Genomic DNA, 9,041 nt, shown 5'->3' on the forward strand with positions numbered 1-9,041 from the left:
CTGCCTCGCACATCTGGTCGGCCTCGGCAGACATCACGCCGTTCACGACGTCCTCGGCCATGCGCCTGAGGAGCTCCTGCAGGTTGATGGCGCCGTCCTCGAACCTCGGCATGGTAAGATCGGCCGTCCCGGTCTCTGGTATAGTCTGCATTGCGGTCATCGTCCTTTCCACGAATCCGATCTGTCGCGATTTCAGATTCTAGACGATGGCCGTTTCCTATGCCTCTTGGGCCTCTCCCTTTCTTACACCAACTTTCTCGACACGATCGAATGTGTTCCTTGGAATGTCCGCACCCCGTACCGGACACGCCTCGAACGGCGCAGGATACCCCTGAGTCAAAACCCAGCCGAACACTTCTTCGCAGCTCGCCAATCTAGGAAAACGGCCTCACGAGGAGATCTCTATAATGGAAAAAGGGCGTCCAACTAAGTGCTGGAACGCTCTTTCGTGTTTATTTGTTCAGCTGGGATTTGGATTCAACCAAACAAAATCATCATTTGCCCACAGTGCAGATCTTTGGTACAAAATCTTATACATATATACCTAATGTGTAGTGAATTTATCACTTATGCTTTATTAGCTGAACCTAAATTATCCATATGGGACTTAACTACTGCAACAATCTCTTCCATTCCAAGAGAAGAAGGCTTTTTGGGGTCGAAGCAAGATGGACTAGATTTCATATATCCCATGAAACCGTGCGTAAATGCCTGACGAAGTTCAGTTGCATAGTTAACTTTACAAATTCCGTTGTCAATAGCTGCTTTAACTTGATCATCAGGAACGCCAGATGTTCCATGCAATACAAGAGGGATTTTAATTTTAGAACGTATTTCCCTTAAAATTTTCTGTTCAATATGAGGAATCCCCTTATAAACACCATGAGCAGTACCAACACCAACGGCTAGACTTGTACAACTGGTACGTAAAACAAATTCAGCGGCTTGATCTGGATCTGTATAAGGATTTTCACCCATTGAAGCAGGTCCATCGTCTTCCTTCCCACCAACTTTACCAAGTTCGGCTTCGACTGGAAGCTGAATTGCCTGGGCGACTTTTGTAACAGATGCAGTCAAAGCTATATTATCTTCAAAAGATAGGTGACTACCATCGATCATAATAGATGTATACCCGGATCGAATAGCCTGAACACAGCGATCAAAACCATCACCATGATCTAAATGTAAGGCTATAGGGACATCAGCATATTCAGCTGCAGTGCGTACTATAGATGCAAAATAATCAAGTGATGCATATCTAATAGTGCCTGGTGTAGTTTGTAAAATAACAGGTGAATGCTTTTCTTTAGCAGCTTTTACAACAGCCATGACAAACTCAAGATTTTCTATATTAAAAGCCCCCACAGCATAATGACCTTCTTGGGCTTTAAGCAGCATTTCTTTGGTCGATACAAGCATAAAGTCTTCTTTCCCTTCAAAAACAATGGCTATTAATAGCTCTAGCACCACACCTTCTTATTTTTACTTATATAAAAGAAGATATGGTATTACTGAACTAGGCAAATTATGAATACTCAAAGAAGCAAAAACAAAAGTAAAATTAAGAATAGGGATTTTCTTTTGATATCTATTGGTCCGTTGCCTTTCTTTGCTCTAACTAGAAAGAAAAGAAAAAAATACATTTCAATCATAAATGATTTAAATATTTCTAAAATACATAAGGACACTAGACGTTTACAAGAAATAAAAAGCGTAAGGCTTAGTATATAGAATTAAAGATAGGAGTTAAGCCATCTCGAACATCTTTCACTTTTAACTTGATGCCCAAATGAGACTACAGTCCCCGCTATTCTACATTCCAAATTTTTTTCAACCTTCTTAAGAGGAAATATTGGACACCAATTTATAACTACACAATACAAATAATCATATCTTAAATGTTTATAAAACTCAATTACCTAATTTATTAACATTCATCCAAGCACATGTATGGAAAACCTATACTTTTTCTTTGCATGAGGCGCAAGTATTTGCACATTGCGCTTATGCTCAAAAATATCATCCTCGTCAGAACATGTAGAAAGACCAAGCCAAGGTTCCAATGCTATAAATGGACCACCATTTGGACTAGACCATAGTATAAGATAAGGAAATTCTTTAAAATTAAGCGCTATTCCTACATCCGATTTATGTGATCGCAAAGATACCTTTCTTGATTTAAGCTCATCTAAAATCACCATATCTTTATAAAATAACTTATGGGAAAGTTCAAGATATCGAGTGTTAGATAATATTTTTACACGATGTGCCATATCAACTAACCCAGTTTCACTAATTGATATTGGCGATGTACAATCTTCTTCTCTTTCAAATTCAAGATAATAATCGTTATAGACTTCTCCCGACATAAGGGGACAATTAAAGCCAGGATGCCCCCCTACAAAAAAAGGCATTTTAATATCATTAGAATTCTCAACTTCAAGAACGAACTCTACTGTCTTCCCTTCAACAAGATAAGTAGCATGAAGAATAAAATCATAAGGAAAAGCATCTCGCGAAACATCATCGGATGCAAACAAGAATGTCATAGTAGAATTACTAATTGATTCGAGTTTCCATTTGCGTTTCCTCACAATTCCATGACGAGGCATTATAGTATGTTTAGAAGATCCAATAGTTGCTCTATTATTCCTAATACTTCCGCATATTGGAAATAGTATTGGTGCAGTACCACTCCAATAAGTTTTATTTCCTTGCCATAAATATTCAATTCCTTTAGCATCCTTAACGGAAGTTAATGCGCCACCTAAAATAGATGCAGATACATTTAACGAGTCACTTGAAATTGAATAAACTCTATCTACATCCTTCATATTTTATATTATCCCCTCTTTGATAACATGAATTTTTATCTGTGAAAAAATTCTGTTCTGTTCTTCAAGATCATATTCTCCAGTGTTTACCGATACTGCAGCAGCAGATCCTACCGATACTGCATAACGGAGGGCGTCTATTGATGGCATCTTTTGCTCAAAAGCTATAGCAAAGGCTGCAATCATTGAATCCCCGCATCCAACTGTGTTTTCTACATTAACTTTCGGTGGAGTCGCTTGAAAAATTCCATCTTTACATACGAGCAAAGCCCCTTCATTCCCAAGAGAAACAACAACATATGCAATGCCCTTTTTATACAACTTTTCCCCGCAGTTAACCACATCATCAAACGAGCGAATCGGAGCCTTGCTAAGATCCTCCATCTCAGTTTTATTAGGCTTAACCAAAATCGGAAAAGCTTCAATACCCCGCCGCAATGCCTCACCAGACGCATCAAGAATGGCTAATTTGCCCGCTTTATTTACAATTGATATAAGCCTTTTATATGCATCTTGGCTAATACCTGATGGAAGACTACCTGAAAAGGTAACTATATCTGAATCAGCAATAATAGAAGGAAATTCTTTCAAATAACGTTCAAATTCTAGCTGGCTTACATCTGCTCCAGGTTCGAGAAACTCAGTCGATCGATAGACCGGATCAAGTACATTGATGCAACTTCTTGTTTCTCCATTAATATGTCCAAATACGCACTTAATACCATCTGCTTCTGCAAGAAACTCAAGGTATTTGCCATTATAGCCTCCTACCAATCCAGTTGCCTGTACATCCGATCCAGAGATACTAATTACACGTGCTACGTTTAACCCCTTGCCACCAGCTGTATTTCTCACTTCAGCAACACGCATAACCGTCCCATACTCTATTTTTTTTCCCATACGATAAGCTTTATCAATGGATGCGTTAAGCGTAACTGTGGTAATCATAATCTCACCTCTTTGTAAAATTAAATTTCAGAATCAATAAGAATTTTGCCCTTAATTCTATTAGGATATTTAAAAGCTGAAAATGCATCAGCAATTTTGCTCAATGGGTATATTTTGAATATTATATTTTTATATTTTAGTTGCCCAGTTGCAAAAAAGTGCGCAATCGCGCTCCATTCGTGCCCTGGGAAAGGAGCTGAGTAACTCATCCAAGAACCTGTAACTACAGCTTCCTTGCGATTTATTTGTTCCCATTCATCAATGGAAAAAGTAACTGCGCTGGTTGGAGTACCGATATAACATATTTTGCCTTTGTTCCCAACGAGCGAAAATGGCATCTTAATAGTAGGAACAGCTCCTGAGGTACCATATACATAGTCGAAACCATTGCCATTAGTCAATCTCATTGCTTGATCCATGTAATTAGAATTTAAGGTATTTATTACCGCATCAGCGCCAAGTTTTTTTGCTGCTTCAAGGCGATCCCCATCAATATCAAAAGCTATAACTTTTGAAGCACCAAAAATTTTTGCCAACTGCATAGTAAATAATCCTATAGTCCCCGCGCCAACTATTGCAACAGTACAGCCACCGTTATAATCAATACGTTCGACTCCATGTAATGCAATTGTCGCTGGCTCAAAAAGGGCAGCTTGCTCAAATGAAATTAGATCGCTAATTTTTATAGCATTTGCTTCTGGAACACAGACATACTCTGCAAAGCTCCCGAAAACACGAGATCCTATAAAGATATAATGCTTACACAGCGAAAAATTGCCTCGCTTACAGTCATCGCATTTCATACAAGGCTCAAGTGGAATTCCGGCTACACGATCACCAATTTTAAGACTAGTTACACCTTCACCAACTTTTTCAATAACTCCAGAAAACTCATGTCCCAAGACTATAGGGTAAAAATGAGCCGCATTTCCATTCACCCGAGGAACATCCGATCCGCAAATCCCTGTGTATTTAACTCTAATTAAAACTTCTCCTGGTTTCGGTATAGGAGTAGCAATCTCCTCATACCGAATATCCTCACGAGCATGAACTACCCCAGCTTTCATAATAATCTTTCTCCTAGCCATTCAAAATTTAAGAAATAAGACATAAAATCAACTGAATATATTTTCGGTTTATTCCAATTTATTTTACTAGGATACTTACACACTTAAGTTATTCTTAAAAGATCGAATATTCCTTTTTTAACTTTCTTTTTCAATTTCTTTGGCTGCAATTTTTGCAGAAAGTTTTTTTGAGTAATATGCCGACATTATAATACAAGCAGCATATGGAATGCCTATTACAAGTAATGCAGGCAAATTCTGTAATGTGAAAATTTGAGTAATGATATATGTTAGTGGAGCACCGCCTTGATCGAGCGCGGCTATAGTAGTACCTGCATCAATCGAAGCCGTTGAAACACCAAGCGCTGTAACCCAGGGTATAGTCTGGTTAGCAATCCAAATAGTAATTGCCATAATTAATGATCCGGAAAAAAGGGTGCGAAATAGATTGCCTTTATGTATGCCAACTGCAATTGCAATAAAGAAGCTGATAGTTGCAAGATCACCAAAAGGAAGAACGCGATTTCCAGGAATAAGTACAGCTATAAGCAGCGTAATTGGAATGAAAATAAGTCCTGCTGTTACAACCTGAGGATCTCCAAGCAGAATAGCCGGATCAAGTCCAATATAGTATTCACGTCCGCCAAACTTTTCATTCATAAATTTCTTTGCTGCTTCGGAAAGAGGTAAAAGACCATCCATGATACATTTAACAATTTTTGGCATTAATACCATAACTGCGGCCATATTAATACCTAATGCAAGAAAACCTGCAAGGTCATAACCCGCGAGAAGGCCAATAATGGAACCAAGAACGAAGCCAATAACCACAGGCTCACCCATAACACCAATTTTTTCTTGCAAAGTATCAGCATTAATATCAATATTACGAAGACCGGGAATGCGATCTATAACCCAATCAACAAAGACTGCGTAGGGCGCCATATGCGCTGAATCACCATGAGGAATGGTAATACCATCAAGACCAAAATAATTTTTTATAACTGGAGCCCAAATGTCACCAAGCTTATATGCCACTATTGCATGGATAGCAACACCTAGAAGGCCAAACCAGTAATTACCAGTTACAACGTACACAATAGCACCCGTGAATGTAAAATGCCAGATATTCCAAATATCAACATTAACTACTTTAGTAAGATGCGTAACCAACATAATAATATTAATTATTATGGCCAATGGAATTGCTACTAATGCGATACTTGACTTCCAAGTAACAGGAGAAATACCAGGCCATCCCTGATCAACCACTGAAAGCGAAAGACCAAATCTTTCGCTCATTGCTTGCGCGGCAGGACCGAGCTCAGAATTCATAAGATTAACGATTAAACTCAGACCTACAAAACCAACACCAATCATTAGACCAGCACGAATTGCTTTACTAGGCTTAACGCCTACGATAATACTCAAAATAGCAATAACGATTGGTAACATTACAGAAGCGCCCATATCTACTATATACTGCATAAATGCAGAAAATCCTTCGAACATATTCATGCCCTCCTTCTTTGGCGCTACAATTTAAAATTAGTTAAAAACATGTAATGATTATTAAAGTTCATTTTCTAAGAACATCTAAGATTTTCTCTTCCAGTTGATCTGTGCCAACGCCTGAAATAAAGGCTGTACCTGGAATAAGCGGAACACCATAGTCTCGTTTAACCCGAGATGTTGGAACAATAAGCGCTGCGCCATCTAAGTTAGATTGAATCTCAGAAATTCGACATTGACAAATATTGATATCTATATCATTTTTTTTTGCAAGCTCTTCTATTGCATTTGCTGCAACAGTAGATGTTGCAACTGCTCCTCCACATGCTACGATAACTTTTTTCATGCTAATCCTCCCTCTCTTGAGTAACTACAAGTACTTGCTCCTTTCTCTTGATTGTTTGAATAATTTCTTTTGGGTTATTTGAACCCAACAAACTGTGAAGTATATTTCTATCTTGGATAATTAATATAATTTGCTTTAATTGATCAATATGCGCATGTGGATCAGTCACAGCAAGCATAAACACGATTCTAACTTGTACTGGGTTGTCGGTACCCATTTCATAAAATAAAACTGGATTTTTAAGAATCCCGATACATGTTGCAGTGTTATTCACATGCTCCGCCGAAGTATGTGGGATTGCTATACCTATACCATTAATATCAAGACCAGTTGGAAATTCTACTTCACGCTCTTTAAGAGCCTGGATATAGCTATTTTTGACGTAACCTTTCTTGATGAGTGCCCCACCCAATATTTCAAGGACTTCATCTGATGTTTTAGCTTTTACACTAGGAAAAATTAAATTTTCTTCTAGTTCCTCCCAAACCATTTCATCTGCCCCCAAATTAATAATTCCTATTTCTTTAATTAACCTTATGAAAAAGAGCCAATGAACACAAGCTAAAACTATTTCATAGATTTTGAGATTTACTTTACTAGCGAAAAAATCGCGTATTGAAAGTTAGTGTGTAAGGGAGATTTCAAAGTAAAGAGTACCTCGTAATGGAGTAATGGCCATCGCTTAGAACCTATTAACGAACCAAGAAAACGGATTCGAAAAGAAAGGCAATGACCGCCATGGATACTCTACACGACAATGACTTCGAAACTCTGGCAAACGAGACCATGGGTGCTTAGGCAGACATGGCCTACAAAGAAGACAATATTCACAATGGATAGCATGAACGCAAACTTGTGACATTAATCGGTGAGATCACGATGAAGATAGAGAGACTGAGGATAGGTATCTACTTTCCCGAAGATATGATCAACCGTTACTCACGAACTGATCACGCTGTCGTAGCCACGGTGTCAGAAGATGTATGCAAACGGCATTTCGACTAGGAAGGTAGAAAAGGTAGCCGCGAAGCTGGGAATAGATCATATGAGCGCATCTCAGATATCAAGGATATGCAAGGTACCCGATCAAGGGGTCAGAAGACCAACAGTCATGTACCTTCGAAGACACTGACTTTTCCTATCTGTGGCTGGATGCCACCTATATCAAACACACGGGCAAGACGTCCATGTTGAATCCGTAACTGTTGCCACCGCCATCACCTGTGGATCAGACGGATATCGTCGATTTATCGGCTTGGGTTATGTAGATACCGAGTCATATGGTTCCTAGAAAGCGTTTCTTTCGGGCTTGAAAACCTGTGGAGTCGTAGGTGTGAGATGCGTGACCTTAGATGCTCATACAGGACTCAAACGGGCAATAGAAGAATCCATACGGTGCCACCTGGCAAGAGCACGGCCTGCCAGCTATGACGAACTCAGATCAAAGAAGCGCCTACACCACTTACATCTACCTAAACTACCTAGCCAAACACGGTATCAGCCAAAGCATGGACGGCAAGGCACACTGGGTGGACAACGTGGTGATACAGCGCAAGCGGCGTACGTTGGGCTGCGACTCTAGGAATACGAGACATCACGTCAACTCAAAGACTGCATCGCGCAGCTTGTTGAACTGTACAACAATAGGCGACCGCACGAATCACTCGACTACAGGACTCCAGCGCAATGCTCTTACGAGCCATTCACTCAAGTGGCATAAATGAAACTAGGCAACAATGCGACTCTCGTAGAGAAGTTCAAATCGTATCTAGACAGTTCGACCAGTTACTCGCTCAGGTCCTGCGATATGTAAAATCTCACCTGCGAGTTCTTCCACACACCACTGCGAGAGCATAAGAGTGGCAACTGGGTACCAGATCCGTCGTGTCTGTAGGAGCCTTTCCGTAGGATCTCGAATGCGTATAGATAAAAAGTCTGGAGACATCGTATATTTCGATTTCCATAGCGGCGAGCGCGACTATGACCTCGTTTCCGGCAAGTGCCGGGTCGATCAAGTAATGGTGTACGTCTCCTACGCAGATCTTAGCTTGCTTGTCGGCTTTCCTGCGCTCGTAGCGCACGACGTGGATCTTGCTGAAGATCCATGAGTGCAAAGCGATCTTCCATGAACAGCTGCGCTTCCTGCTTCCCCTTGATCCGATGGTCCTTTTCGGAGAATTCGAAGCCATGTCTGAGCAGGCGGGCATTGAAGTTTTTCATGTCGCTTAGCTGCGGTACGGGGACGAACAGTTTTCGTCTGATGTAGCCCATCTTGTTCTCTGTTTTTGGCAAGAGTTATTTTTCGGGAGTGGCCGTGTAATTTTTTCGGGTTTG

The 9,041-nt window shown here is 40.1% G+C and carries 10 protein-coding genes and 1 pseudogene; 3 read left to right on the forward strand and 8 right to left on the reverse strand.

The features are described 5' to 3' along the window. Positions 1-567 precede the first annotated feature (567 nt). From Q7P22_RS02960 to Q7P22_RS02990, 7 genes are all read right to left on the reverse strand, one after another. Positions 568-1,467, reverse strand: a complete 900-nt coding sequence (locus tag Q7P22_RS02960; protein ID WP_369695481.1) for a ketose-bisphosphate aldolase — start codon at positions 1,465-1,467, stop codon at positions 568-570. A 467-nt stretch (positions 1,468-1,934) separates the two neighbouring features. Then, complete coding sequence (locus Q7P22_RS02965; protein ID WP_303860441.1) at positions 1,935-2,834, reverse strand: aldose 1-epimerase family protein; 900 nt, start codon at positions 2,832-2,834, stop codon at positions 1,935-1,937. 3 nt (positions 2,835-2,837) lie between these two features. Further along, positions 2,838-3,782 (reverse strand): 1-phosphofructokinase, encoded by a 945-nt coding sequence (pfkB, locus tag Q7P22_RS02970; protein ID WP_303860444.1) that lies wholly within the window; start codon positions 3,780-3,782, stop codon positions 2,838-2,840. Between the two features lie 20 nt (positions 3,783-3,802). Further along, the gene (locus tag Q7P22_RS02975) at positions 3,803-4,849 is read right to left on the reverse strand and encodes a galactitol-1-phosphate 5-dehydrogenase (RefSeq protein ID WP_303860446.1); all 1,047 of its coding nucleotides are present in this window, start codon (positions 4,847-4,849) and stop codon (positions 3,803-3,805) included. Positions 4,850-4,987: 138 nt separating this feature from the next. After that, positions 4,988-6,361: a PTS galactitol transporter subunit IIC gene (locus Q7P22_RS02980; RefSeq protein ID WP_303860447.1), complete on the reverse strand. Its 1,374-nt coding sequence runs from the start codon at positions 6,359-6,361 to the stop codon at positions 4,988-4,990. 67 nt (positions 6,362-6,428) lie between these two features. Next, the gene (gene gatB, locus Q7P22_RS02985) at positions 6,429-6,707 is read right to left on the reverse strand and encodes a PTS galactitol transporter subunit IIB (protein WP_303860449.1); all 279 of its coding nucleotides are present in this window, start codon (positions 6,705-6,707) and stop codon (positions 6,429-6,431) included. A 1-nt stretch (position 6,708) separates the two neighbouring features. Beyond that, positions 6,709-7,212 carry a PTS sugar transporter subunit IIA gene (locus tag Q7P22_RS02990; RefSeq protein WP_303860450.1) on the reverse strand — a complete coding sequence of 168 codons (504 nt, stop codon included), beginning with the start codon at positions 7,210-7,212 and terminating at the stop codon, positions 6,709-6,711. A 350-nt stretch (positions 7,213-7,562) separates the two neighbouring features. Between Q7P22_RS02990 and Q7P22_RS14910 the strand changes: the two genes are divergently transcribed. The 3 genes and pseudogenes from Q7P22_RS14910 to Q7P22_RS14920 all read left to right on the forward strand — a co-directional run. Continuing rightward, complete coding sequence (locus Q7P22_RS14910; protein ID WP_369695482.1) at positions 7,563-7,712, forward strand: hypothetical protein; 150 nt, start codon at positions 7,563-7,565, stop codon at positions 7,710-7,712. Beyond that, complete coding sequence (locus tag Q7P22_RS14915) at positions 7,687-7,839, forward strand: transposase (RefSeq protein WP_369695483.1); 153 nt, start codon at positions 7,687-7,689, stop codon at positions 7,837-7,839. The genes Q7P22_RS14910 and Q7P22_RS14915 overlap by 26 nt, the downstream gene beginning before the upstream one ends. A gap of 468 nt (positions 7,840-8,307) precedes the next feature. Beyond that, positions 8,308-8,427: pseudogene (locus tag Q7P22_RS14920) on the forward strand (integrase core domain-containing protein); the annotation flags it as partial. A 323-nt stretch (positions 8,428-8,750) separates the two neighbouring features. Here Q7P22_RS14920 and Q7P22_RS02995 read toward each other — a convergent pair. Next, positions 8,751-8,999, reverse strand: a complete 249-nt coding sequence (locus Q7P22_RS02995) for a hypothetical protein (protein ID WP_303860453.1) — start codon at positions 8,997-8,999, stop codon at positions 8,751-8,753. Between the last annotated feature and the right edge of the window lie 42 nt (positions 9,000-9,041).

Source organism: Alkalibaculum bacchi (assembly GCF_937875145.1).
Classification (GTDB): Bacteria; Bacillota; Clostridia; order Eubacteriales; family Alkalibacteraceae; genus Alkalibaculum; species Alkalibaculum bacchi_A.

What these genes read in the sequence shown, in the direction of transcription:
- Q7P22_RS02965 (WP_303860441.1), bottom strand. Translation starts at nt 2,834, where the DNA reads ATGAAGGATGTAGATAGAGTTTATTCAATTTCAAGTGACTCGTTAAAT.
- pfkB (WP_303860444.1), bottom strand. Translation starts at nt 3,782, where the DNA reads ATGATTACCACAGTTACGCTTAACGCATCCATTGATAAAGCTTATCGT.
- Q7P22_RS02975 (WP_303860446.1), bottom strand. Translation starts at nt 4,849, where the DNA reads ATGAAAGCTGGGGTAGTTCATGCTCGTGAGGATATTCGGTATGAGGAG.
- Q7P22_RS02980 (WP_303860447.1), bottom strand. Translation starts at nt 6,361, where the DNA reads ATGTTCGAAGGATTTTCTGCATTTATGCAGTATATAGTAGATATGGGC.
- gatB (WP_303860449.1), bottom strand. Translation starts at nt 6,707, where the DNA reads ATGAAAAAAGTTATCGTAGCATGTGGAGGAGCAGTTGCAACATCTACT.
- Q7P22_RS14915 (WP_369695483.1), top strand. Translation starts at nt 7,687, where the DNA reads ATGTATGCAAACGGCATTTCGACTAGGAAGGTAGAAAAGGTAGCCGCG.